The organism is Mesorhizobium sp. 2RAF45, from assembly GCF_052115225.1.
Classification (GTDB): domain Bacteria; phylum Pseudomonadota; class Alphaproteobacteria; order Rhizobiales; family Rhizobiaceae; genus Mesorhizobium; species Mesorhizobium jarvisii.
Map to the genome: position 1 here is coordinate 14,666 of NZ_JBFRGG010000017.1, position 20,701 is coordinate 35,366.

General features: G+C 58.0%; 23 protein-coding genes and 7 pseudogenes. 14 read left to right on the top strand and 16 right to left on the bottom strand.

Annotation, left to right across the window (positions count from 1 at the left end):
• Positions 1-278 precede the first annotated feature (278 nt).
• The gene (locus tag AB4Z43_RS29285) at positions 279-980 is read left to right on the top strand and encodes a metalloregulator ArsR/SmtB family transcription factor (protein WP_441940170.1); all 702 of its coding nucleotides are present in this window, start codon (positions 279-281) and stop codon (positions 978-980) included.
• A gap of 122 nt (positions 981-1,102) precedes the next feature.
• On the opposite strand, the gene AB4Z43_RS29290 is transcribed toward AB4Z43_RS29285, so the two are convergent.
• On the bottom strand, positions 1,103-1,282 hold the full coding sequence (locus AB4Z43_RS29290; RefSeq protein ID WP_441940172.1) for a hypothetical protein: 180 nt from the start codon (positions 1,280-1,282) through the stop codon (positions 1,103-1,105).
• A gap of 49 nt (positions 1,283-1,331) precedes the next feature.
• On the opposite strand from AB4Z43_RS29290, the gene AB4Z43_RS29295 reads away from it, so the two are divergent.
• A complete protein-coding gene (locus AB4Z43_RS29295; protein ID WP_441940345.1) occupies positions 1,332-1,583 on the top strand; it encodes a MerR family transcriptional regulator in 252 nt (83 codons plus the stop codon).
• 86 nt (positions 1,584-1,669) lie between these two features.
• On the opposite strand, the pseudogene AB4Z43_RS29300 reads toward AB4Z43_RS29295, so the two are convergent.
• From AB4Z43_RS29300 to AB4Z43_RS29310, 3 genes and pseudogenes are all read right to left on the bottom strand, one after another.
• A pseudogene (locus tag AB4Z43_RS29300) lies at positions 1,670-1,901 on the bottom strand (GlsB/YeaQ/YmgE family stress response membrane protein).
• A gap of 179 nt (positions 1,902-2,080) precedes the next feature.
• Entirely contained in the window at positions 2,081-2,860 is a 780-nt protein-coding gene (locus AB4Z43_RS29305) for a PRC-barrel domain-containing protein (protein WP_441940174.1), read from the bottom strand.
• Between the two features lie 237 nt (positions 2,861-3,097).
• Positions 3,098-4,054 carry a magnesium transporter CorA family protein gene (locus AB4Z43_RS29310; RefSeq protein WP_441940176.1) on the bottom strand — a complete coding sequence of 319 codons (957 nt, stop codon included), beginning with the start codon at positions 4,052-4,054 and terminating at the stop codon, positions 3,098-3,100.
• Between the two features lie 377 nt (positions 4,055-4,431).
• On the opposite strand from AB4Z43_RS29310, the pseudogene AB4Z43_RS29315 reads away from it, so the two are divergent.
• Positions 4,432-4,631: pseudogene (locus tag AB4Z43_RS29315) on the top strand (damage-inducible protein); the annotation flags it as partial.
• Positions 4,632-5,044: 413 nt separating this feature from the next.
• On the opposite strand, the gene AB4Z43_RS29320 reads toward AB4Z43_RS29315, so the two are convergent.
• Together AB4Z43_RS29320 and AB4Z43_RS29325 are read right to left on the bottom strand one after the other, a co-directional pair.
• The gene (locus AB4Z43_RS29320; protein WP_441940177.1) at positions 5,045-5,443 is read right to left on the bottom strand and encodes a type II toxin-antitoxin system VapC family toxin; all 399 of its coding nucleotides are present in this window, start codon (positions 5,441-5,443) and stop codon (positions 5,045-5,047) included.
• Entirely contained in the window at positions 5,440-5,706 is a 267-nt protein-coding gene (locus AB4Z43_RS29325; protein ID WP_441940179.1) for an AbrB/MazE/SpoVT family DNA-binding domain-containing protein, read from the bottom strand. Before AB4Z43_RS29325 ends, AB4Z43_RS29320 begins: the two co-directional genes overlap by 4 nt.
• A 427-nt stretch (positions 5,707-6,133) precedes the next feature.
• On the opposite strand from AB4Z43_RS29325, the gene AB4Z43_RS29330 reads away from it, so the two are divergent.
• Positions 6,134-6,439 carry a hypothetical protein gene (locus tag AB4Z43_RS29330; RefSeq protein ID WP_441940181.1) on the top strand — a complete coding sequence of 102 codons (306 nt, stop codon included), beginning with the start codon at positions 6,134-6,136 and terminating at the stop codon, positions 6,437-6,439.
• A gap of 389 nt (positions 6,440-6,828) precedes the next feature.
• Here the strand turns inward: AB4Z43_RS29330 and AB4Z43_RS29335 are convergent, their stop codons facing one another.
• Entirely contained in the window at positions 6,829-7,347 is a 519-nt protein-coding gene (locus AB4Z43_RS29335; protein WP_441940183.1) for a L,D-transpeptidase, read from the bottom strand.
• 106 nt (positions 7,348-7,453) lie between these two features.
• On the bottom strand, positions 7,454-7,636 hold the full coding sequence (locus tag AB4Z43_RS29340; protein ID WP_441940185.1) for a hypothetical protein: 183 nt from the start codon (positions 7,634-7,636) through the stop codon (positions 7,454-7,456).
• 541 nt (positions 7,637-8,177) lie between these two features.
• Here AB4Z43_RS29340 and AB4Z43_RS29345 point away from each other — a divergent pair.
• Positions 8,178-8,501, top strand: a complete 324-nt coding sequence (locus AB4Z43_RS29345; protein WP_441940347.1) for a DUF427 domain-containing protein — start codon at positions 8,178-8,180, stop codon at positions 8,499-8,501.
• Here the strand turns inward: AB4Z43_RS29345 and AB4Z43_RS29350 are convergent.
• Positions 8,483-8,656, bottom strand: a pseudogene (locus AB4Z43_RS29350) (SMC-Scp complex subunit ScpB); the annotation flags it as partial. The gene AB4Z43_RS29345 and the pseudogene AB4Z43_RS29350 sit on opposite strands and share 19 nt — an antisense overlap.
• A 397-nt stretch (positions 8,657-9,053) precedes the next feature.
• Between AB4Z43_RS29350 and AB4Z43_RS29355 the strand changes: the two are divergent.
• From AB4Z43_RS29355 to AB4Z43_RS29365, 3 genes are all read left to right on the top strand, one after another.
• The gene (locus AB4Z43_RS29355) at positions 9,054-9,362 is read left to right on the top strand and encodes a hypothetical protein (RefSeq protein ID WP_441940187.1); all 309 of its coding nucleotides are present in this window, start codon (positions 9,054-9,056) and stop codon (positions 9,360-9,362) included.
• 1,218 nt (positions 9,363-10,580) lie between these two features.
• On the top strand, positions 10,581-11,171 hold the full coding sequence (locus AB4Z43_RS29360) for a helix-turn-helix domain-containing protein (protein WP_441940189.1): 591 nt from the start codon (positions 10,581-10,583) through the stop codon (positions 11,169-11,171).
• Positions 11,164-12,393 (top strand): type II toxin-antitoxin system HipA family toxin, encoded by a 1,230-nt coding sequence (locus tag AB4Z43_RS29365; RefSeq protein WP_441940191.1) that lies wholly within the window; start codon positions 11,164-11,166, stop codon positions 12,391-12,393. Before AB4Z43_RS29360 ends, AB4Z43_RS29365 begins: the two co-directional genes overlap by 8 nt.
• A 679-nt stretch (positions 12,394-13,072) precedes the next feature.
• Here the strand turns inward: AB4Z43_RS29365 and AB4Z43_RS29370 are convergent.
• Complete coding sequence (locus AB4Z43_RS29370) at positions 13,073-13,213, bottom strand: hypothetical protein (RefSeq protein ID WP_441940193.1); 141 nt, start codon at positions 13,211-13,213, stop codon at positions 13,073-13,075.
• A gap of 195 nt (positions 13,214-13,408) precedes the next feature.
• A pseudogene (locus AB4Z43_RS29375) lies at positions 13,409-13,516 on the bottom strand (MucR family transcriptional regulator); the annotation flags it as partial.
• Positions 13,517-13,717: 201 nt separating this feature from the next.
• Here AB4Z43_RS29375 and AB4Z43_RS29380 point away from each other — a divergent pair.
• Positions 13,718-13,918, top strand: a pseudogene (locus tag AB4Z43_RS29380) (hypothetical protein); the annotation flags it as partial.
• Positions 13,919-13,937: 19 nt separating this feature from the next.
• Here AB4Z43_RS29380 and AB4Z43_RS29385 read toward each other — a convergent pair.
• The 4 genes from AB4Z43_RS29385 to AB4Z43_RS29400 form a co-directional block, all read right to left on the bottom strand.
• Positions 13,938-14,459 carry an EF-hand domain-containing protein gene (locus tag AB4Z43_RS29385; RefSeq protein ID WP_441940195.1) on the bottom strand — a complete coding sequence of 174 codons (522 nt, stop codon included), beginning with the start codon at positions 14,457-14,459 and terminating at the stop codon, positions 13,938-13,940.
• 426 nt (positions 14,460-14,885) lie between these two features.
• Positions 14,886-15,068, bottom strand: a complete 183-nt coding sequence (locus tag AB4Z43_RS29390; protein ID WP_441940196.1) for an alpha/beta fold hydrolase — start codon at positions 15,066-15,068, stop codon at positions 14,886-14,888.
• Between the two features lie 18 nt (positions 15,069-15,086).
• Entirely contained in the window at positions 15,087-15,896 is an 810-nt protein-coding gene (locus tag AB4Z43_RS29395) for an alpha/beta fold hydrolase (protein WP_441940198.1), read from the bottom strand.
• A gap of 82 nt (positions 15,897-15,978) precedes the next feature.
• Positions 15,979-16,386, bottom strand: a complete 408-nt coding sequence (locus AB4Z43_RS29400) for a hypothetical protein (RefSeq protein ID WP_441940199.1) — start codon at positions 16,384-16,386, stop codon at positions 15,979-15,981.
• Between the two features lie 104 nt (positions 16,387-16,490).
• Between AB4Z43_RS29400 and AB4Z43_RS29405 the strand changes: the two are divergent.
• Positions 16,491-16,699: pseudogene (locus AB4Z43_RS29405) on the top strand (Tn3 family transposase); the annotation flags it as partial.
• Here AB4Z43_RS29405 and AB4Z43_RS29410 read toward each other — a convergent pair.
• Positions 16,674-17,450, bottom strand: coding sequence for a TetR family transcriptional regulator C-terminal domain-containing protein (locus AB4Z43_RS29410; protein ID WP_441940349.1), 777 nt, complete (start codon positions 17,448-17,450; stop codon positions 16,674-16,676). The pseudogene AB4Z43_RS29405 and the gene AB4Z43_RS29410 overlap by 26 nt on opposite strands.
• 139 nt (positions 17,451-17,589) lie before the next feature.
• Between AB4Z43_RS29410 and AB4Z43_RS29415 the strand changes: the two genes are divergently transcribed.
• The 4 genes and pseudogenes from AB4Z43_RS29415 (at position 17,590) to AB4Z43_RS29430 (ending at position 20,335) form a co-directional block, all read left to right on the top strand.
• On the top strand, positions 17,590-18,687 hold the full coding sequence (locus tag AB4Z43_RS29415; protein WP_441940201.1) for a nucleotidyltransferase family protein: 1,098 nt from the start codon (positions 17,590-17,592) through the stop codon (positions 18,685-18,687).
• 30 nt (positions 18,688-18,717) lie between these two features.
• A pseudogene (locus AB4Z43_RS29420) lies at positions 18,718-18,901 on the top strand (alpha/beta fold hydrolase); the annotation flags it as partial.
• 238 nt (positions 18,902-19,139) lie between these two features.
• Positions 19,140-19,526, top strand: a complete 387-nt coding sequence (locus tag AB4Z43_RS29425; RefSeq protein WP_441940203.1) for a hypothetical protein — start codon at positions 19,140-19,142, stop codon at positions 19,524-19,526.
• A gap of 422 nt (positions 19,527-19,948) precedes the next feature.
• Positions 19,949-20,335: an ArsR/SmtB family transcription factor gene (locus AB4Z43_RS29430; protein WP_441940205.1), complete on the top strand. Its 387-nt coding sequence runs from the start codon at positions 19,949-19,951 to the stop codon at positions 20,333-20,335.
• Positions 20,336-20,701: the final 366 nt, after the last annotated feature.

Sequence of the window (20,701 nt, forward strand, 5' to 3'; positions counted from 1 at the left end):
GCCCATCAGGACGAACTAATCAAAGGCAAGCTAAACTAAGCGCTTCGCACCTGCAACACGAAATTGTGCATCGCAGCATCTTGCGCTTGAGACAGCCACTAACAAGGCAAGGTCACAGGTGTGTTGCTCGGAGGGTGATTATCCAAGGACAGCCTTCTGATCGTTTCGGATGAGAGGTGCATTCACGGTCCCATCAAATCAGCGTTCTGGCGAATAGCTTGCGGCCAGCGCTGTTCCGGAGCTATGTTAGGGCGGGCTATATTAGGGGCCGTAGGCTAATGATCTCACAACAATTCAGGACCAAGGCCAAAGAGGCCGCGCAATTCCTGACGGTCTTGGGCAATGCGCGCCGGCTTACAATCATGGGCCTGCTGTCCGACCGTGAGCTTTCGGTTGAGGAGCTTAGACAACAGCTGGGGCTCAGCTCGTCAGCGCTCTCACAGCATATGACCAAGTTAAAGGCACTTGATTTGTTGAGTGTCCGTCGCGAGAAGAATTCAATTTTCTATTCCTCCACGGGGGACATGACGCGGGATTTGTTTGCCGCCGCGCTGCGCAGAGCAGATGGAAGCGGCCCTCCGGCTCAAAAGCATGACTTCAATCGCCGCCTCCCCGGAAGGCCGCCGAGGCTGGTTGTGGTCATGAAGGACCAGGCGCTAGAGATAGCCACCTACGCCCAGCCTGCGGCCGATCTCCTTTGGGGCATGAGCGGCGAAAATCGATTTTTGATTTTGCTCCATTTGACTGAAGGTGAGGTATCTGTCGGCGATCTGGCGGAGCGAGTGGGTATTCGCTCAAGCGCTCTATCACATCAGCTCAAGGATTTGCGCGCGCTCGGATTGGTCACTCGTCGGCGGGACAAACAAACCCTCTACTACTCTTGCCAGTCAGCCCCCGTGCTGCGGGTGATTCAATTTATGGAAACGCTCGTAGATAGCGACGACAAGCCGAGTTTGCTGCCGGCGCAGTTTGGGACCTAGTCGCCCCGGTGTCTAGGATACTACTTCGATCTTGCGACGATCTGCGTGAGTCGGAGCTCGAACTGGGTGAAGGCAAAATGCTGGAAGCGCCGCGGCGAAGTCTATTCCCCGCAGTTCTTGATCTAGGCAGAAAAATCCTTCAGGGACTTGGCATATTCGACCAAAGCGAATTGCGCGGAAACCCGCGCGTCAGCTACGTTGGCGGCCGTCGATTTGGCCTTCTCTGGCATATACGGTATTGCGCCGCGGAAGACGTCTCCGCTCAGACTCTTGATGACTTCATCAATTTTGGCGGCATCCACGATGACTTGAAAACCGGGTTCCAGGCCTCCTGGCGATCGATGACGCGGACTGGATTGCCCGTTCCGCTACTACGAGGAGATTGGCTTGCTGCCTCGCGCGCCGCGAACCGCCGGAGGTCAGCGAACCTATGATGATGATGATCGGGGACGTTTGACGTTCATCAAGCAGTGTCGAGATTTCGGCTTCGCGATCGACCAAGTGCGAGCTTTGCTGGACCAGTCGATTAGCAGCAGCCGTGATTGCGTGGAGACCCGCGACATAGCGCAAGCCCATCTCGACGAGGAGCATTGCGCGTATTGACCCGGCGGCTAAATGCTGGCTTTCGGCTGAGGCCCTGCAAAACCCGACTGCGGCCGTCCTTTTGGGACGATGGGTCAGAACTCCGGCTACCGCCACCGACCAGATCGCCCCCTCCATCCGCCACCAAAACGACCGCCACCAGCAACCAACCGCATGATTAGAAGAAGTACGATCGCGCCGACGGATGGCATTGATGATCAAGCTGACCGTTCCGCTCCCGAGATGGACGCCTAAGCGGGGCAGCAGCCAGTCCCTGATGATCGCGCCGATGATTCCGATTGCGATGTCCCCGATCAAACCAACGCCGGCGCCCCGCACGACAAGGCCGGCTAGGCCATTCGAACATCGATGCCGCGCCTTGGGTAGACGGCGGGGCCAATAGGAAGTTCGGCTAACCAAAGCTTTAGAAGTGCGATCTGTCCCGCTGCGCTTGCGTACCATTTCCGCAAGCTAGGCATGGCGACCAGAATATCACTGTTTCGAACTCTCACTGAACTTTAGTGTAGGTTGCTGCCCCGCCGGCGGGCCGAACCGGGGTCGGGGATCAACTTCTGGAAGATCGCGTCGTTCTTCGCTCGCCATGCTTCATCGGCGAGCCACAGATATTCCTGGTCGGGCATCAATGGAACGGCTTTCACATCGGCGCTGGAGATGCGCAGATAAAAGCTGTGTCGCTCCTCGTCGACTTGCATGTACCGAAGCGGGACGACGATGCTGTCTTTTCCGGCAATGAAAAAGCCGCCTGAGGCAATCAACGCGTAGTCCCATCGATCCTTGGTTCCAATTACCACGTTGCGAACTTCGCCAACGATCTTGTCGTCCGAACCGCGAACCTCTGAGCCGACGATCTCGTCGACACGCAGACCGGGTCCAAGGTCGTCGATATTGATGAGAGGACGTGCGCCTGGAGCACCGCGATTGCCCTGAACCTTGCCACCCTCATGGCGCTGGGGTTCTTCGGCGGCCACCTGTTCATCGGCCAGGTCCTCGTCGTTGCCCCCAAGCTTCGCCATTGATGGCGCGGCAACCAGTTGCCGGATGTTGGCGAGCAGGCGTTCGCAATCGTCCTGTAGGCCATACGACCACAGCAGGAACGCGGCATCCCTAAGGGTTCGCAGGTCACGCACGAGATAGCGATTTTCTGGATTGCGCAATTCCGGGCTCTTGAGGACAGCCTCTTCGAGCTTTGCATCGGAAATGTTACAGACGGCGAACGCCGGTTGGACGCCGAGCCCCAGCAACAACGCCAGCGGCGCCGCGATCCAGACCAATCTCATTGAAATCCCCCATGGGCAACCATTTCCTTTTGACTTCGGAGCACGCAACCAGGTGGAAATGTACCGCAACGCATTGTTGTTCAGCGTGAGACAACGGACCGGATGCAATTCTTTCCGGCAGCTATGATTGAGTGACAGGACATTTTCTGGCTCCGCCGTGTCACGCCGGGCGATTCTCAACCACGCTATATCGGGCCCGGTGCGAGCCTTGCCACCCCCTCGCATGAATGGACACCCCTAGAACCAACCCCGCCATTTGAACCACGCCAGTGGAACAATTGCGCTAAGAGCGATAATCCCCAAACCATAGGGATAGCCGAAGGCCCAGTCGTATTCAGGCATGTGCTTGAAATTCATGCCGTAGATGCTCGCCGCTAGGGTTGGAGGAATGCCGACGATCGAGACGATCGTGAGGATTTTGAAAATGTCGTTTTGCGCGATGCCGATTAATCCAACCATAGCGTCGAGCAGGAACTGCACCTTGTCGGAGAGATGAACCTCGTAATTGTCGAGCGACGCTACGTCGAGCTTGAGGCCGTCCATTCTTGACGCGAGTTCTCCATCGCCCCAGCCTTGGGTCATCCCGCATGCGAAATCGATGGCGCGTCCAAGGGCAAGTAACGCATCGCGCTTTTCCGAGAGAGTGTCACCCAGCCTGCCAACATGGCGGAGTTGGGCGCGAATGAGATTGTTGGAGCGGATAGCCTTACGCCCTTGGCTGTCCGGGACGTGGAAGGCGGTTGCCGAAAGGGAGCGTAGGTCCGTCGCGGCCTGTTCAAGGCCGTCGGCGAGGCGGTCGATAAGGTCATCGCAAAGATCGAGGAACACCTCAAGGCTTGAGGTCGGCGGCTCGCCGGAATCGGCAAAGCGACCAGTAACTGCTTCAAAGGCCGGCAAAGCCGAGAAGCGAACGGTGATCAAGCGGTCGCGCGACAGCACAAAGCCGAGGGGAGCAACCAGGGGCGGGCCTCCTTCGACATGGGTGATTATCGGAACGCTCATGGTAAGCACGCCGTCGCGGGCTTTTAGGCGGCTGGAGCTCTCGATCTCGCTGAGATTTTCCCGGCTTGGAAGGGCAACGCCGGCCACCCCCTCGACCTCTTTCACCTCGGCCGTATTTGGGTCGATAAGGTCCAGCCAGAGCGCCTTTGAGGTCGCTTTCGGGGAGCTTCGCTGCGGATAGATGCTCAACATTTCGGGGAGTGCCCTATAAGGGCGACCTGCGTGGACCGGTCTTTGGGCGAGTAATCCGTGCCCCCGGTAGGCTTGCGGCCCTATGCGTTCTGGCGACTACAAATTCCGTTAAGCCCTGCACCTACTTTGAACGAGCGGTTGTCGATTATGTTCCAGACCGCGAATTCCTCTCATCTCCGAAATGTGTAAGCACGGCCTAACTCGTCGTCAAAGGGACGCGTACATGCTCCGATGCTGCGCCTCCTCAATCCGTGATTACAGGTCCCGCCCGCGCACTCCCTGACCGCCGCTATGAGCGGCTATAAGGAACAATTGGCGTAAGTGCGTCTTTTGGCGGAGCCAGCAGGCCTCGGCTGTTGCTATCCCTGCTCGGAACCGCCGAAACCTCCGGCAACATCGGCATCGCCATCCGCCGCTGGCGCCGACAAACCGAGGCGACCGATTTTGGACAACCAACCGCCGCGTCACCCGCTGGCGCGTCACCGCGCTCCCCTCCAGTCCCTTGCCGGTCCCCGGTATCGGTCGCGCTCGCTGGCAGCTTGAGCTGATCCGAGTGCGAGCTGGAGAAAGCGCCGATTCCTATGGGTCCAGCCTCAATTGGGAGTTCCTCCCACGGGGTCACGAGGCCACGGGTGTTTGGCAAGGAAAGTATGGAGCCGGTGGCGGCAGCCGGCAAAGTCTCTCTCGAGAGCGTGGACATTTCCCCGACACGCTCAACGCTGACCCGCATAAGAGTTCCCGAAGGTCAACCTCATTTGTTAAATGGGCAGCAGAACGCCTTCCCGCCCCAGGAAGTCAAGCGCTGTTTCCGCTTCCGGTCCGTTCGAAACCATGGAGAGGATCACACCGTTCGCGACATCTATCTGGGGCGCCGATAAATGTAGATGACAGTTGATCTCGTGTGGCCAGTTGCGGACCCATCGTCTCTCACGGGCTTTATATCGCCAGCGGCGCCAGACAACACCAATCGATACGCGCGAAGACAGACAGCTATGAAAGAAGCTGGACGGAACGCCCTTGCGCTGACAGCAATTTAACCGCCTTACGGTCAAAAGAGACAAATGTCCCCCCGCCAAGCCATTCGCCGTCGAAGGCAATCACGCCGTCCGCAAAATCGCCGCCGGCCTCCAGCATTGCAAGTCCTGCGTCGACAGCGGGGCGGTTGACGGCGACATTTGCGGTGTTCGCCAAGGCTCGGATTGCCGCTACTATGTCTAAGCGTGCGGTTTCATACTGTCGGCCCAGAACCCATGCGAATTCGCAAAGGGCCTGAAGGCTAACGGCCACAATGTCCGCCTTTGCCAGGAGGTCGACGGCCGCCTCCGCCTGTCGGTTGTCGTCGGCGACACAGGCTCGCAGCAGAACGTTAGTGTCGGCTGCGACTTTCATTCCCTGCTCGATCCAGCTGCAGCACCCGCTTCCGCGATTGCCTCATTCATCTCATCGATGCTCAACACCCGCCCATTCGTCTTGCCCTTAAGAAACCCGTAGAGTTCCCGGAATGATCCCTTTGGCCGCGCCGCCTTCAATTCGGCTCGACCGTCGGGAAGCAAGTCAAGTTCGATTCTTTCGCCGGGCCTGATGCCCAGATGCTGAAGCACGTCCTTGCGGAAGGTCACCTGTCCCCGTGCCGTCACAGTCAGCGTCGTCATTTTGGCCGCTCCAATTTCATCCATTATGAGTAGATAATGCAGATTTGCATTATCTTCAATGGCAGGCCTTGCTTGTCGAGCGCCGCGATCGCATCCGCCACGGTGGCTTCGGTTCGTGGTCTTCGGCCGAGAGGAACGGTCGGCCACGCTGGCGTTCCTGAAACGGGTGCTGGAGGCGACCCGGCGCCGATTTCGACTTCAACGTTTTCGAGGTCGCCTGGGACCAATTTTGAAATGGCGCGAACCTAAGAAGGGAAGGCATCGCTCATTTAAACAGCATCGATTCAGCGCGAAAGGTAGTGGCGGATCTGGCGCCGGATCGCTCGCGATGTCCTCGGTGCCGTTGATCAGCCCTGTCGTTTGTTTCCATTTTCCCGCAACCAAGTTTGTTTGCCGGCATTATTCTTGGTAAGTGGCGGAGGAAGCCATGCTGCATCATAGCGTGCCTCGGAAATTTGAAATCGGTGACGAGGTTCAGCTGATCTCTACCGTCATCGAGGTTCTCCCTAGTGGGCGCGCCAGAGTAAGCATTCCGTCCTATGGTCAAGCCTATGCGGTCGATCCCCCACCCAGAACCCGCGCTGGCGACAAAGTTGTTCTCGTTGGAGATGTCATCGGCGTCGATTGCCAAGCCAATAGACTGAGGGTGCGTATCGATTGCGGTGGCGTGATAACCGTCGACCCTTCGTCCGTTAATAAGCTGAAAAAGCACCGTCAGCTTGGATGGGGCTGAAGAGAGGGGCGAACCTGCGGTGGACTGGGAGCAGGTAGGTCCCCGAGCACAAGGAGCCGTCGAGTCGACTTGAGCGCGAGAAGCGCAGGTAGCCGTGGCTCAGGCGGTTTGGCGCCAGTTGGGGGGCGCATGTTTTTGCCATCACTGAGCGGAAATCTTCAAAGGGTGCGGAATCGACGGCAATGGCGCGGTCAGCGATGACGTTGGGGTTTGCCCTGGCTTGATATTCCAAGCCATGCGACCCAGCCGGGTCAAAGTCCATTCGGGTGTTTCTGTCCACTTTGAAATAGACCGCTTCACAGCATGGCGAAGACGGTCTCCACGGTGCAGAGCAACGGCGCCGAACAGCATCTTGGTTCGTTGAGAGCGAATCGCCAAATGCGCGCAGTCTAATCGGCCAGCTTGACGCTTGCGTCCGTCATGTCGTCCTTGAAGTTAACTTTTGTGCCTTTCTGCACCATAGAGGCGAGGTCCTCGGCATCCCAGTTGGTCAGGCGGATGCAGCCGTGGGAGAAGGTCGCGCCGATCTTGCCAGGTTCGGGTGTGCCGTGGATGCCATAGCTCTCGATCGAGAGGTCGATCCACACCGACCCGACGGGATTGTTCGGCCCAGCAGCGATGGTGAAAGGCCGCTTGGTCTTCACTCCTTTGAAAGCGAAGCGCGGATCGTAGTGATAGGTTGGATTGTGCACCACGCGTTTGATCTCTGCCATGCCGCTCGGTGCCGGCTTGTCATCGCTCCCAATATGGAAGCGCTCCGCCAACCTTTCCACGGCGTTGCGATAGCCCAGCCGCGGCAGACGGCCCATCCTCTCCATGCGGGTCGGGATCCGCTTGGTGAAGGGTCCGCGCAAATCCTTGCGCGTTACCTCGTAAGTTACCAGAGCCAGACTGGCGGAGGTGGCCATCAGCCTGTCCCAGGTCTCCCGAGTAAGCTGCCATCGGACACGAATCCGTTCGCGATCTGAAAGGCGCTAACAGCCTTGGCGAAGTTCTCTGAAGGACGTCCATCGATCAGGCCCGGCGAGAATCACGATCCAGAAGGATCTGCGCTTTCAGCAAGGCTGGATTGATGCCCTTGAGTGGACCGACGCCTAATTGGGCCTGATTGACGGAGAGTTGGTCCAAACTGGCCGCCTCCGTCCCGCCGCATGCGAGGGCGAGTAGAGCGGCGACGACGGGAAGGAGCTTAAACATTGATGTCAACTCCGTGGCTGCACAGGAATCTGCGTCTATGACGGGGAAAGTTCTTTGTGGTTCCGCCCGCCAAAATCTGACTGACCGGTAGGTCAAGGGCCCGCCCGTCGATAGGCACTGCAAGGCCGGATCAGGACAAGGATTCTCAACGTGTCCGGATCGACGATGACTAATCCCACCGTCGCCAACATGGCGGCGATTCGTGGGAGGCTTCATCTGCTTCGAACGCAAGACGGGTAAAATGCTGTCGGTGCAAGCATATCCCGTTCGGTTTCTTTCGGAGGGCCTGCGTGGGTCCGCAGGCGATCGAGAAACCGAAGACCACAGCGTTGACAATCAGCGCAATCGCGGAACTCCTTAGTTTCGATTCCAGTCGCGAGTTCCGCATTGGGTCTGACCTGCGGCGGCGCTCTCAGGGATCACAGGTCCTTCTTCCGCTCGGATGTCCTGCGCTTTAAAGCTCCGCAGCAAGTTTGGCAGCTTTTGGCGAAGTTCTCGGGTGGCCAGGGTAAGCGTAAGGCGCCCGCTCATGACATTCTTGATGGGGCGGAACCTCATTCCTCCTGCATTTCATTTTGGCGGGTCGCAAAGCTGGAACGCCGTCAGGCCATCCATCCCGTACTGGGAGAATTCAGATGCGATTTTCCGACGCCATCGTCGTGGCCAGCACCGGGCGAAAGTGCTGGGGGAAGAAGGACGCGAGCCAGTTTTCTACATCCCTTCTGAGGACATCTATTTCGACCTGCTCGAAAGAACGAATACGACAATGGAGAGCCCTGCCAAGGGCAATGCGAGCTATTGGCGTGTCCATTCCGTTGGCAGTTCGGCTGACGATTTCATGTGGACCGTGATCGGCTGGAAATAGGCAATGCACATCAAGACCAGCGCCTCTGACTGCGACAGTTCTTTTGTCCCCTTCCCGGCCGTGCCGAAGGCGGCGTGGATGATGTCTCCAAAGGCCTTCTTCCGGTGCTGCCAGCCGCCGGCGACGGACACTAGCTCGTAGGGGCGGCCTGCGAGCGTTGGTTACTTTGATTCTCATCGTCGTGACTGGCCGGGCAGCCATCCACTGAAGCGTTGCGGACCCGGGTTGCCGCGTATCGTCTGGAGCGACACTGCCGAGCGTGTTGGGCTCCGATTTCGAATCCACCAGAAGCAACGGATGTTAAGGTCGGACGAACCATGGGGCAATTCTGCGCCAGGTTTCAAACTGGTTCACCACGAACGCAGTAAGCCCGGGTCGGACACGATAGCCTGACCAGTAGGGAACGCGGCAGAATCAAGTGGATATGGGATGGTGGGCAATTTCGAGGCACATGTGGAGACGAACCCGATGCTGATGCCCCTCCTACGCGAATCCCAAGGAACCTCCCCATTCCAACTTCATTATTGAAGCACTGACGCAAAGGGTTTCCTAATGGTTTTGGTTGAGATGCTTCTCCCGTTAAAAGACAATTCCGGAACGCCGTTCGCAACGCAGCTTTACAGGGAACTTCAGGAGGAGCTCGCCGAGAGATTCGGTGGTGTGACGGCTTACATGCGTTCGCCAGCCAATGGCTTGTGGAACGACGGCGTCGGCGGTAGTCGGCACGACGATGTCGTGCTGTTTGAGATCATGGCCGAGACGCTGGAGGCCCCGTATTGGCAAACGCTGAAAGGAAAGTTGGCCGATGATTTCCGTCAGAATGACATTGTCATAAGGGTGACCGAGATTACCCGATTGTAAGGCAGTTGGGCGTAGCGACTCTCCGTCGAACGGGCTGCCATGCCAAAATGAGGCGGCAGCGCCAGTTGGCTCGGTCGCGGAATGATCGAGAGCCGCGACCCACCGCGCATTGAGCGAGCCTGCCGAACGCCTGACATCGGCAAGAGCAACGGTGATGCGTTCGCTTAACCTATGCCGTCACCATGGGGCCGTGCCGCTTGTCCTCCGCCGGTTCGACATCGATGCGCGCCTTTTTCGGATCGAATGCACCATGACGCGCGAGGTCTCGCGCTGCGGGTGTTCCGGCGTCTCGTTCGCCGTTGCCACCGCGGGCCTCCTGTCGGCGCCAGGGGATGATCCGGACAAGGCTAAACCCCCGGGTTGATCTTGGTCGGAGCGGCGTCTTTGCTGGATAAGTAATTGGTTTAGCTCCATTTCAGCAATACATGCGAAAATTCGTGATGATTGCTGAAAAGATTACATGGTGAATGAGGCCTCCGCTGACCCGGGCACCTCGAAGAGCGGTTTGGCCCTTCCACGACGCTCTTGGGAAAGCTCTTGAGGACTTCGGGATCGAAGGGATGTGGGTGGCAACAAGAGCCGCCACCCAACGGGCCTTAAAATTATCGGGTGAATTGAGCATTCTCGATGTCGTGCCTTTCTCTTAGATGTKGGCTAGCACCTACGTTGGTTTGAGCATTATGAAGAAAAGTCCTGAATCATCGCGAACAGCGGAAAGCCAAGCGCGGTTTCTAGATCACACGCAGGTGCGTAGCGCGGTCCAGGCGGTTGTTGCTGGTTACGACGTCAGATGCGCCGTCGCGTTCTGGGTGATTGAGCGCTTAAGGCCCTTTTCGGTTCAAAGAAGCGAGTGTCCAAGGCGCGAATTATCTGCGACCTCTCGATTGGGGCACCAATCCTGAAGAATTGATGCTGCTCGGCGCGCCCGGCAATCCCAGCCTCACTCATTTGCTTTGGCCGCTGCGCGGTGGGGCTGACGCCGGAACGGATGGAGACTTCCCCGTGAGGAAAAGGGAAGCGTCGACATCGCGAAAGTGTTGCTGAAGGCTGACAGAATTTGTTGCGGGGCAAGCGCAACCCGATAGGATCCTATACAGTATTATATATCAGTGCGACTATATGATCATTATGCTGTATCAATGACTAGACGGGGTACGTGCGACATGGTAGATATAATATCCTGATCACTTTGCCCTTTTTGATCCGGATTTCGATATCATGGCATACCAAAGCGAAAACCTGATCGCGCAAGTACGCGAGGTTCGCGAGGCTTCCGGCGTTAGTCAACGTGCGCTCAGCGAGCGCGCCGGGCTGACGCAGAGCCATATCTCGCAAATCGAGAGCGGCAAGATGGAGCCGGGACTTTCCAGTTTCATAGACCTGACACGGGCGCTCGATCTCGAGGTCATGCTCGTGCCGAAAAAGCTCGTGTCGGCGGTGCTCGGCCTGGTCAAGGCTCAAGCGACGCCGGACATGCATATTCATGCCGGTCAGCTAAACGACAAGCGTTTTGTCCGTGCCGAGCGCCTAGTCAAGAAAATGAAGCACCTTTACGGCAGCTCAGCGGACCTCGATMGTATCGAGGATACGCTACGCTTTCTGCGGCGGGCGAATCTCAGCGATCAAGAGATGCAGCTCGTGCGCGAACTGATCGCCCGCCTCGAGCGCTATCAGTCGAGCGTCCAAGCAGCACCCATCTTGCACGACATCGCGCAGAACCTGCAGCGCCTTCGCAACTCGATCGCCCATCCCGTTCCGTCGGAACCGCGAGCTGCCTATTCCCTGGACGATGGAGATGCGGATGCCTGATGTCTCGGTTTTGGATGTACGGCTCTACGACGAGCCTATTGGCACGCTAACCCACCTTCAGGGCGATCGGACGATATTTGCGTTCAACGAAGACTACGTCGATAACCCGGATCGGCCGACCCTCAGCCTGTCGTTCAAGGACGACCTGGGCGGCCTCATCACCAGAATCCGTCCGACACAAAGGGTCGTGCCGCCATTCTTCTCGAACCTGTTGCCGGAGGGTGGCTTGCGTCGCTATCTTGCCGAGCGGGCCGGGGTCAATCAGCAGCGCGAATTCTTCCTGCTCTGGGTGCTGGGGCTCGACCTGCCCGGAGCACTCTCGATCCATCCTGCGGTGGGTGACGGCCTTCCTCCTGGTGATCACGAGGATCTTCCGAAGAACGCCAAACTCAATGCGCTACGCTTCTCGCTCGCCGGTGTGCAACTCAAGTTCTCTGCGTTTCAGAACGCAGGGAAGGGCGGCGGCCTGACCATTCCCGCCAAGGGCGTCGGGGGATCTTGGATTGTGAAGCTCCCGTCCCAGCAGTTCACTGGCGTTCCGGAAAACGAGTTTTCGATGATGACGATCGCCCGGATGATCGGCATGGAGGTACCCATCATCAACCTGGTCGATCTCGATGCAATCGCCGGTATTCCCGAAGGAGTGGGTGAATTAAAAGGGCAGGCGCTTGCTGTCGCCCGCTTCGACCGAACCCTTGACGGTCCTGTCCACACCGAAGATTTCGCGCAGGTGTTCGGGGTATTCCCGGACGACAAGTACAAGCGTGCAAGTTACGCCAACATCGCGCGCGTGATCGGCACCGAGACGGGCCATGTTGGCGCGGCCGAGTTCATTCGCCGCCTCGTCTTCAGCGCGCTGATCGGCAATGGCGACATGCACCTCAAGAACTGGTCGCTGATCTATCCGGACCGGCGCTCGGCCGCGCTCTCGCCGGCCTACGACCTGGTGTCGACCATCCCCTATATGAAGGGCGAGGATACGGCTGCGCTTAATTACTCTCGCACGAAAAAGATGGCCAAACTTGATACCGATGAGCTTCGGCATCTGGCGGCCAAGGCACTTCTACCGGAAAAGCTTGCCGTCGACACTGCCGCGGAAACCGTCCAAAGATTTCGGCAAGTATGGGCGGCTGAGACAACGCATCTTCCCCTGGCCGCCACCGTCGTGAAGGCAATCGACGCGCACGCTCCGACCGTGCCACTATTTAGCGAACTCGCATGATCAAGGCTCGCCCATGCACATTAGATCTGGCGAAACTGATCGGGTTTAGGCCTTTGGTATAGCCTCTGCTATTTGCACGTCTCGAGTGTAGAATTTGCCGCGGATTTCAGTCTCGACGATGCGCATCATGGCGAATGCGCACCGTCAAATAGAACGCCGCAGGATAACGCTGTCTCACAAGGCCGAAACGCCGGGCTCGAATTATTCCGCATCATCCGACGTTTCTCCGAGGACATCGATTTATCCTTCCCGCCTTGCTGAGGATCATGGACCATCATATCGGGATCCCTCGGTTGCCGAACTTTCAAGCTGCATGAAACTTTCCCGTATTTCAGATACGCGATAGTTTCATGCAGCGGCATTGCCAAAAGCATCCCCGCATAATTCGTAATGAATTCCATCTTCGATTCCCATAATTCCAAGCAGAAGGGAGAACAGGCGCTCCAGCAAATGCCCGGACTAAACAGCTAGCCTTGTCAGTTCCGAATGGCTCTCGCGGCTGGCACAAGGCGCCCGTCTAATGGTCGAGACGGCGGAGGACATTTTCGGGATCGAGGTTGGGACCGGAAGGAAAAAAGATCTCGAAACAATACGCCGATCCTCCGACATCATGGGTTGAAATCGGTGGTCACTGCCGCTCCAGCCTAGCGTAGCGTCGGTATGCCAATGCATCTGCACTTCAATCGCCAAAATCCTGGATGGCGAACAATCGATCTGCCAGCGAGCCGAGTTCTTCGATGGTATCCGCGCCAACTGCCGACACTGTCGATAGGCCGAAAAGCTGGCGTTCACGCGCTGGTCGACATGACGGCTTGAACATTCAGTGCTGCCCAAGCGCAGGAAGGTGCGGCAAACCTTGCCGAAAGGCGAGAATTCGCCGCGTTCAGACCCGCGATAGGCTGGCACCTCGACTACATGCAGCCCGTCAGGCTCTGGCAGGTGCCTTGCGGACTTTCTTCGGGGTGACTTGATTGACACCGCAGTCGTCGTCGCGTTCACCGCACGAGCAGCCCGTTTTGGTTTTTCTTCCGCAGCGGGGTGTAGGCGATGCCGCCTTGCGCCCGAGCCCTATTGATTTCGCCAGGGCCGATCGGGTCGCCGCGCAGTTCGGGGCGACCATCGGACAGATGCCGCCAAGCAAGGCGCGGGATGCGTTCATCATCGCGGCCCAGGGCAAAGATGTTGCTGAGTTGCGATAACCCGGCCAAAAGTCCGTATGGGACTGGAAAGAGACGATCGTTCATTGTGGGCCTCCTATTCGACGATAGTTGGTCCCACCTACTTCCGGCTTGATCCGGCAGAAAGCGTATCAGGCGCTTGAGCAATCACAGATACACCCCGTCAGGCGATGTCGAGCAGCGAACGTCTTGAGCGTTGGGCCGAACTCCCTCGAACGGGATCCGAACCGGCGCCTGCCGACGCTGCTCCAGACCGAGTATCCGCTGTTAGAGCACGCGCGGTCATGCGCGGCGACAGCTCGCCGATCACGGTCGCTTTCGAGGATCCTGTCCTCCGCGCCGCCGGTCCGGGACACCGGCAATGGATTATTCGGGTGGCTGATCGGACGCGCCATGGAAGAAAGTTTGAATTTCTTCCATGTCGATATTGCCATCGCCATTGTTGTCGACAGCGTTGAATATCCGCCCAACCAAATCTTGAACCTCGTTCTGCGACAGCGCGCCATCGCCGTTGGCGTCCATTATCGCAAACATCATGCGCATCCCTGCGCCATGCATCATCCTGGCTCCCATACCATGGCGGCCTTCCCTCATGCTGCGCCCTTCAGGCGGACCCTCTCGGAAGTCGCGGTGCCATCGGCCGCCGCCGCTCCGTTCTGCCTGGGGGTTGCGGTCCTCTTGCATTCTTTCCTGCATCATTTCACGCATCATCTGACGCATCATTTCGCGCATGGAGCCCTGGGTCTGGGCGTTTCCGGGAGATTGTTCGGCTCCCTGCTGCTGTGCCGGTGCTGCTGGTGTGGGTGTCCCGTTCATCTGTGCCAGCGCTGGCGAGGCCAACAGTGTCACCATCACGCTAGCGGCCATAGTTGCGGTTGCTGGTCTCATTATGTCCTCCCTTGGACGATGGATACGCCGAACGTGTCGGCATCAATCCAAACCCGCTGCTCTTCTCATGGTTCCTCTGAGGTCAGCCGATGACTGTCGCGAATTACAAGCATGTGCAATTAGGCGCGCCGGCGCGAAGCCGGGCGCGGAACGGACCATTCCCAGTGAGCGACCTCTTGAAAGTACGGCGGCGAATTAGTCGTCGCCTATCTGTGTCGGCTGGCCCGCCATTGGGCTGGAAGCCGCGACACGTTGATGATGCGGGTCCGCCGCTGATATCGAGTAGCACCAGCGACATTGATGTCGTTGTTGCGAATATTGAAGCTGGAGTGCGATCTTTGCTTTTGGCGGGGCGAGGGCCCTCAGGAGAGTGGCTCGATATTGTGTCACCGACTCGGGCTATCGGATGACGGGGTCAGCACCGCGCTAGCCAAAAACGTGCGAACCTCCTGCACTTGTCCAACCAAAAGATGTCTGCCAAGTGTTGTAGATGACCAGCTTGGCACCGGGAATATTGCCTGCCGCGAACTCAGCTGCCGGCAGCGTGTTGAACAGGTCGTCGCGCGCGGAGATGATCATTGTCGGCGCTGTGATTTCTTCCAACGGCATTCATGTAACTCGGGGGCGCTATCGATATTGAAAAAAGCGCAGCGACAACGGCCCAACGCTCCTGACGAAGTTCATGATGCGGTGCCGCTCGGCCTGAGGCGCAGCCGCTACCAGCGCCGGTCGAACGCCGACGAAGCGAACAAGCACTGAAGGCGCGGTCTTCTCGGTCGCCCACCAAGCGAAATCGCCGCCGGCGTTGATGGCCCAGAATGCGAACCTGTTGCCGCGGCCCACTTCGATCGAGATCGGACTGGTGGGCGAATAAAGGGCTGGAATGATCAGGATGAGAGCGGCGACCTTGCCCGGGTGCCGGAGTGTCAGCTCGACAGCGGAACGCGCACCCGCCGAAACGCCGACAACCACCGCTTTGGGAACATTCAGTTTGGAAAGCAACGCCGCGTGCGCATCAGCCTGCGCGGCTGGCGAGGGGTCTTGCGGAACGGGCGTGCGCAGATAGCCCAAGCGTGACGGCGCGATGACCCGAAAGCCCTCACCCACAAGATCGGCAGCAAGGGCAAGGCCTTGGTCAAAGCCGCCGCCTGCGCCGTGGATCGATAGGAGCGGAATGCCCGCACCGCCATCGGCGTATTCGATCCGACCCATGTCGAGGTTGGCGACAAGACTGCCTCGGCTGGCGGCGTCGCGCATAGGACCAAGCGCAGTCCTGTAAAGCAAGAAAACCACACCGGCGGCCGCCGCCATGGTGATGAACATGGTCAGCAGGAAACCTCCCGTACGACTCATTGCAAAAAAGCCCACAAAAGGACGGGTGAATATTGACCTGTCTTGCTTGGAAACAAGTTGATTTGCCTCAATTCCCTTGAGCACGCGCTCGTGAAAGGCGCCGCTGCGGGACGAGATCGGCGCCGGTTACGGCAACTATCTCTCCCGGTCAGGTCCAGTGACCTAGTTAGATCAACCGATGCCGCGCCTTAGATTCGTTTGCCCGTCGCTTCGTGCCATTGGTGTCGTCGGTTTTAGCTCGCTGCGACGCGTCGCTTTGAGCCCGATCTGAGTTCTTCTTCCTTCCGCTAGCGTCGCCTTCATTCTCCCATCGTTCGATTGCCCTCCGTTCGAGCACCTTTCGCGTCTTAAGCACGTCGAACTCAATGCCGACGCCAGCCGATAGAGCTTCACTCGCGATGGCGTCGGCAAGATCGGCGTCGGAGATTTCCAGTTCAGGAAAGATCTGTCTTATTGCTGCTAGGGCCTCTGAGAGAGCAATTGGTTTCAGGTCTCTTTGGACCTGGTTGAGGAAGGCGCTAATTGCAACGAGCACTTCAGGCTGAATCCGGAGGGTCGGGTCCGCGCTATTCATGACGATTCTCCCTGGCAATCGTCTTAACGGTGCATATGCGTCGAGAGTTGCCCCACGCGCGCAGGCACCAGCTTTGGCGGGCATGAGTGATTGACCGCATTCACCGCCCGCGCTGCCAAGCCGGCCTCAACAAGAGCGAGGCAGCGCACAAACTCAAACGCGCAGCTTCTTCTATGAGCGTGGCGAAATCGGCGACCGGTCGTTCGAAAGTCAGGCATTCCGCGCATCGGGCCCCAGCGCGATCGTCCACTGGAACACGGTCTATCTCGACCGGGCGGTCACAGAGCTCAAACGAGCGAGAAGGAACATCCCAGGCGGAGACGAACGCAAACGGTGCCAGCACCTGCCGGCCTTCGGGTGTCGCCAGTGCCTGCTCGGCACAGATCTGGCGAAACAAGCTGTCGAACGCTATGCCGATTAGCTCCGTCGCGGTGATCGGTAATCAGACCGACACGCACATCCGCAATGTCGACCCGAAGACCCTCCGCGATTGACCGTTCGTGCGCAAACTCCTCTGGGACGTGCCGTGATCGTGCAACGGTTGGAAATCCTGTTGAACATGCCAGAAGGCTGACATCTTCCCTCCCGCGCGCATCGTCCATCGTAAAGCTCTCTGGATCGATGAGCTGCGGGATCCAGAACCCGTCCACCAAGGCGTACAGCCCAAGATAGACTTCCTCGGCCTCGTTCCTTGGAAGAATCTGCCGAAGGGCGTGCAGAGTATTGGACCGAAACCGTCGTTGTTCGCTGCAAGGTGCCGAGCTTGGGATGCCCGGGAATGTGGGACCAAAACGCGCGCCACGCCAAGGTTGAACCTGGTCTGAGCTGCTCCTTTGCAGGCTTCCGTCGCAAGCTTCTAGGCGACGCGGACACCAGTCGCGACTGGCAATAAGGGCGCGAAAGTCAGCCGGTTGAAAGTCACAAAAATCCAGGATTCGCGGCGCGATGGCTCCGAAAAACCAGAGTAGTAATGTACCCCCAAACCAACAAATATCTAAGGAGACAATTCCCGTGAAAGCGATCGTAGTGACGGACCAAGCTGCAGGAACAGCCGGGATGCTCAGACAGGCCGCGGAGGCTGCTTGAACGCTGGATCATGAGACGGTGTTATAAGATCTCTGCAGCTTTCTTATAACTCGCTTGCGCCGCTTGAGCTCATGCCGTTATAAGAGAAACTCATTTTTCTTATAACGGAGCCGGCGCATGAGGACGGTCGATCTGGTTTATCGCACTATGTATGCGGAACTCGTACAACGATGCCTTGATGCATCCTTCGAAACCGACTTCTCAACGGCGGGAAATTTCGTCCGGGTTCCGGTGAAGGGGCGGGATTATTGGTATTTTGAGGAAACCCAACCCAAGAAAACGCGGAAGTATGTCGGCCCGTCCGACGATCCCGAGATCGCGAAACGCGTTGAAGCCTTCCAAGAGATCAAGGAAGACCTCCGCAGCCGAAGGAAACTCGTCTCCACGCTGACTCGCGAAGCAGGACTGACTGCACCGGACCGGTTCACTGGCGATGTCGTTGAAGCCATGGGAGTAGCAGGAATCTTCCGTCTAAGAGGCGTGCTCGTCGGTACGGTTGCCTTCCAGACGTATGCGGGACATCTCGGCGTAAGATTGCCCGGTGCTTCATTGCAAACCGGCGATGCCGATTTCGCGCAGCACTACTCGATCTCGTCGTCAGTCGAAGACAGCCTGCCGCCGATCCTGGAAATCTTGAGAGAGATTGACCCAACCTTCAGGGAGATCCCCCACAGATTGGATCCCGGACACGCGACGCAATTCGAGAATGCAACGAGATACAAGGTCGAGTTCCTTACGCCGAACCGGGGATCCGATGACTATATCGACCACGCCAGCCCGATGCCAGCACTGGGCGGGGCTTCAGCGCAGCCCTTGCGTTTCCTCGATTTCCTAATCCACGAGCCCATCCGGGCTGTGTTGCTGCATCGGTCGGGAGTGCCAGTAACCGTGCCGTCGCCGGAACGCTATGCAGTTCACAAGCTCATCGTCGCGTCTCGCAGAAAATCAGACGCAAACGGCGTCGCCAAGCGCGAAAAAGACGTCTATCAGGCCAGCCTCCTTGTCGAGGCACTGGAGGCCACCCGTCGCAAGGACGACCTTGCAACAGCGTTCTCGGAAGCGTGGGGCAGGGGGCAGCACTGGCGCGAGGCGATTCTGAAGGGCCTCGGCCTGATACCGCCGAAGAAACGACGGGAAGTTGAAGAGACAGTCAGAAAGGCCCTTGTCGAGATCGGCGAGGAGCTGGACGGCTTCAACTTGGCAGTGAAGTCGTAGAGCCAGCAAAAGGGCGACCCGAAAGCCGCCCTGTCGGTGCCGGTGCTGGTGATGCATGGCGAGGCTGATCAAGTCGTTCGCAAGTTCCGTGCCGCGTGCGGTCGACCTGCTTAAGCAGGGGTCGCTGAAGACTTATCCCGGCTACCCCCATGGCATGCTAACCACGCATGCGGATGTCCTCAACCCCGACCTGCTCTCTTTCATCAGGTCTTGACGACATCTCTGATCCATCATCGTCTTTAGTAGCATGTCGGTTTATAAATTGAGGAGGGTTCGGGTTTCCGTCGTAGTGACGAAGGAACGAAAAGGAAGCTCGAACCCTCCTCGAAAATTTGTCGGCCAAGGCCCCTGTCGAAGCCGTGGCCTTGGCAGCATTGCTCGGCCTTGACGGAGGTCCACCGTCGGCTTCGCGCCTCGCTCCCTGCCCGCCCAGGGGCGCTTGAAGGGCGGCCGTGGCGCCGCCCAACGACTGGGATCGTGATCAAGTCCATGATGAGGGCGAAACCATCGGCTCGAAACCGAAAGCGAAAACAATCTCGCAACAGCCGAAACGAATACGGGTAATTCAAATTGATGGCGAAGTTGTAGAGAAAGACGATGACAACGCATATCAAACAGCGACGAAGCATTACCTGACGATGAAGAAGAGGCGCGCCATCGCGCGTCATCCTACCCGCGAAGGTCGGTTTGACGGGAGTTGGATGAGGTACCAGAAACGTGCCGCAAACTTAGGGAAAGAGGCCCACGCAAGCGGGCTGGGCCTTTTTTCACGGAACAATTTGCGTCTCGCGAAGTTTGGAGGGCGCACTGCCCATTCAGTGCCTCACATTCCCACCTAAGACTATGCCCGCTGCTGTAGCGGGCTTTTTAGAACCGGCAGCTTCGTGCGATGTGGCTGGTTCAGGGAGCGGTGACAGCCAACCCGCAACGGTGCTTGGCCCTGGCCTCGCGGGCAGCTTTGGCCGGTCCGCCACTGCCCCTTGGTGGCGGGCTTTCATTTTTCAGTGCGAAACGACCCCCATTTTCGCGCGCCCATGGAACATCCCGACGACGCGGAAACGATCAGTGCACTGTCGCAGTGCATGGTAGTCCCAACTGCCCGCTGGCTCCGTCGGCGCTCTTTTTTTTTCGGGGAACCGATTTACGTGCTTGAAGTTCTGGATATGCTCGGGCATTCCTCGACCGAGCGCACAAACAAAAAGCCCGCCCCTGCTTTCAGCGTAGTGGCGGGCTTTTCCGGTGCCAGGTCTACAAGATTGAGATGGTAGCTTACGTCAGACAGAGGCTAGCAGAAATCAAGGCCAATCCTCCATTGATACGCAGACCAGTGAAGGTCCTCAGCTTCCGCAACCAAGCGGTTGAGGTGGCGCGGTGGCTCGCCATTCTTGGTAACCGCAACCGTTTCTTGGCCGTTGTTCACTTGATAGACGGCGAACAAACAGTGGGAGAATTGGCCGCGCTGATCGGCCTCTCCTCTTCGGCCACATCTCAGCATCTGGCGCTTCTCGGTGAGGAAGGGATCGTGAAATCACGCTCGGATGGAGTGCGCCGCTACTATTCCTGCAAATCAGAAGCGGCGAAAGCAGTCGCCATGCTTTTCGATGGTCTGGCCAAGGATGCGAAGCTTCCCAATGCACTTCGAAAATAAGAATGACCTAGGAAAGACCTGCACTGAAAAAGCCATCAAGGAGGTCCTGCCGCATCGATCATCCCGCCATGTCTGCGACTGTTACTCTATCGCCTTGGCGGTCGTGCTCGATGCCCTTCTCTGCCGCTCGTTGACCTATGCTGGTTGATCCCAGCCGCCCTCCAGAACCTGCCCTTTGCTCCCCCCAAGGACAGCGGGCCTTTTTTGTTCAGTAAGGCAGGTCACCATACTCATAAACCGGCACGGGGCCCGTTGCTTCATTTTGGTAGGTTAGAGCATCTGCGACCGAACTGTCGTGTTTGCCGTGTGCAGTCCGGCCGAGTTTGCCGGCAAGGGCAGTTCGATCAATCACGAATCGTTTTATGA

What these genes read in the sequence shown, in the direction of transcription:
- AB4Z43_RS29285 (WP_441940170.1), top strand. Translation starts at nt 279, where the DNA reads ATGATCTCACAACAATTCAGGACCAAGGCCAAAGAGGCCGCGCAATTC.
- AB4Z43_RS29305 (WP_441940174.1), bottom strand. Translation starts at nt 2,860, where the DNA reads ATGAGATTGGTCTGGATCGCGGCGCCGCTGGCGTTGTTGCTGGGGCTC.
- AB4Z43_RS29310 (WP_441940176.1), bottom strand. Translation starts at nt 4,054, where the DNA reads ATGTTGAGCATCTATCCGCAGCGAAGCTCCCCGAAAGCGACCTCAAAG.
- AB4Z43_RS29320 (WP_441940177.1), bottom strand. Translation starts at nt 5,443, where the DNA reads ATGAAAGTCGCAGCCGACACTAACGTTCTGCTGCGAGCCTGTGTCGCC.
- AB4Z43_RS29325 (WP_441940179.1), bottom strand. Translation starts at nt 5,706, where the DNA reads ATGACGACGCTGACTGTGACGGCACGGGGACAGGTGACCTTCCGCAAG.
- AB4Z43_RS29330 (WP_441940181.1), top strand. Translation starts at nt 6,134, where the DNA reads ATGCTGCATCATAGCGTGCCTCGGAAATTTGAAATCGGTGACGAGGTT.
- AB4Z43_RS29335 (WP_441940183.1), bottom strand. Translation starts at nt 7,347, where the DNA reads ATGGCCACCTCCGCCAGTCTGGCTCTGGTAACTTACGAGGTAACGCGC.
- AB4Z43_RS29340 (WP_441940185.1), bottom strand. Translation starts at nt 7,636, where the DNA reads ATGTTTAAGCTCCTTCCCGTCGTCGCCGCTCTACTCGCCCTCGCATGC.
- AB4Z43_RS29345 (WP_441940347.1), top strand. Translation starts at nt 8,178, where the DNA reads ATGGGGCGGAACCTCATTCCTCCTGCATTTCATTTTGGCGGGTCGCAA.
- AB4Z43_RS29355 (WP_441940187.1), top strand. Translation starts at nt 9,054, where the DNA reads ATGGTTTTGGTTGAGATGCTTCTCCCGTTAAAAGACAATTCCGGAACG.
- AB4Z43_RS29365 (WP_441940191.1), top strand. Translation starts at nt 11,164, where the DNA reads ATGCCTGATGTCTCGGTTTTGGATGTACGGCTCTACGACGAGCCTATT.
- AB4Z43_RS29370 (WP_441940193.1), bottom strand. Translation starts at nt 13,213, where the DNA reads ATGTTCAAGCCGTCATGTCGACCAGCGCGTGAACGCCAGCTTTTCGGC.
- AB4Z43_RS29385 (WP_441940195.1), bottom strand. Translation starts at nt 14,459, where the DNA reads ATGAGACCAGCAACCGCAACTATGGCCGCTAGCGTGATGGTGACACTG.
- AB4Z43_RS29390 (WP_441940196.1), bottom strand. Translation starts at nt 15,068, where the DNA reads ATGCCGTTGGAAGAAATCACAGCGCCGACAATGATCATCTCCGCGCGC.
- AB4Z43_RS29400 (WP_441940199.1), bottom strand. Translation starts at nt 16,386, where the DNA reads ATGAATAGCGCGGACCCGACCCTCCGGATTCAGCCTGAAGTGCTCGTT.
- AB4Z43_RS29415 (WP_441940201.1), top strand. Translation starts at nt 17,590, where the DNA reads ATGAGGACGGTCGATCTGGTTTATCGCACTATGTATGCGGAACTCGTA.
- AB4Z43_RS29430 (WP_441940205.1), top strand. Translation starts at nt 19,949, where the DNA reads ATGGTAGCTTACGTCAGACAGAGGCTAGCAGAAATCAAGGCCAATCCT.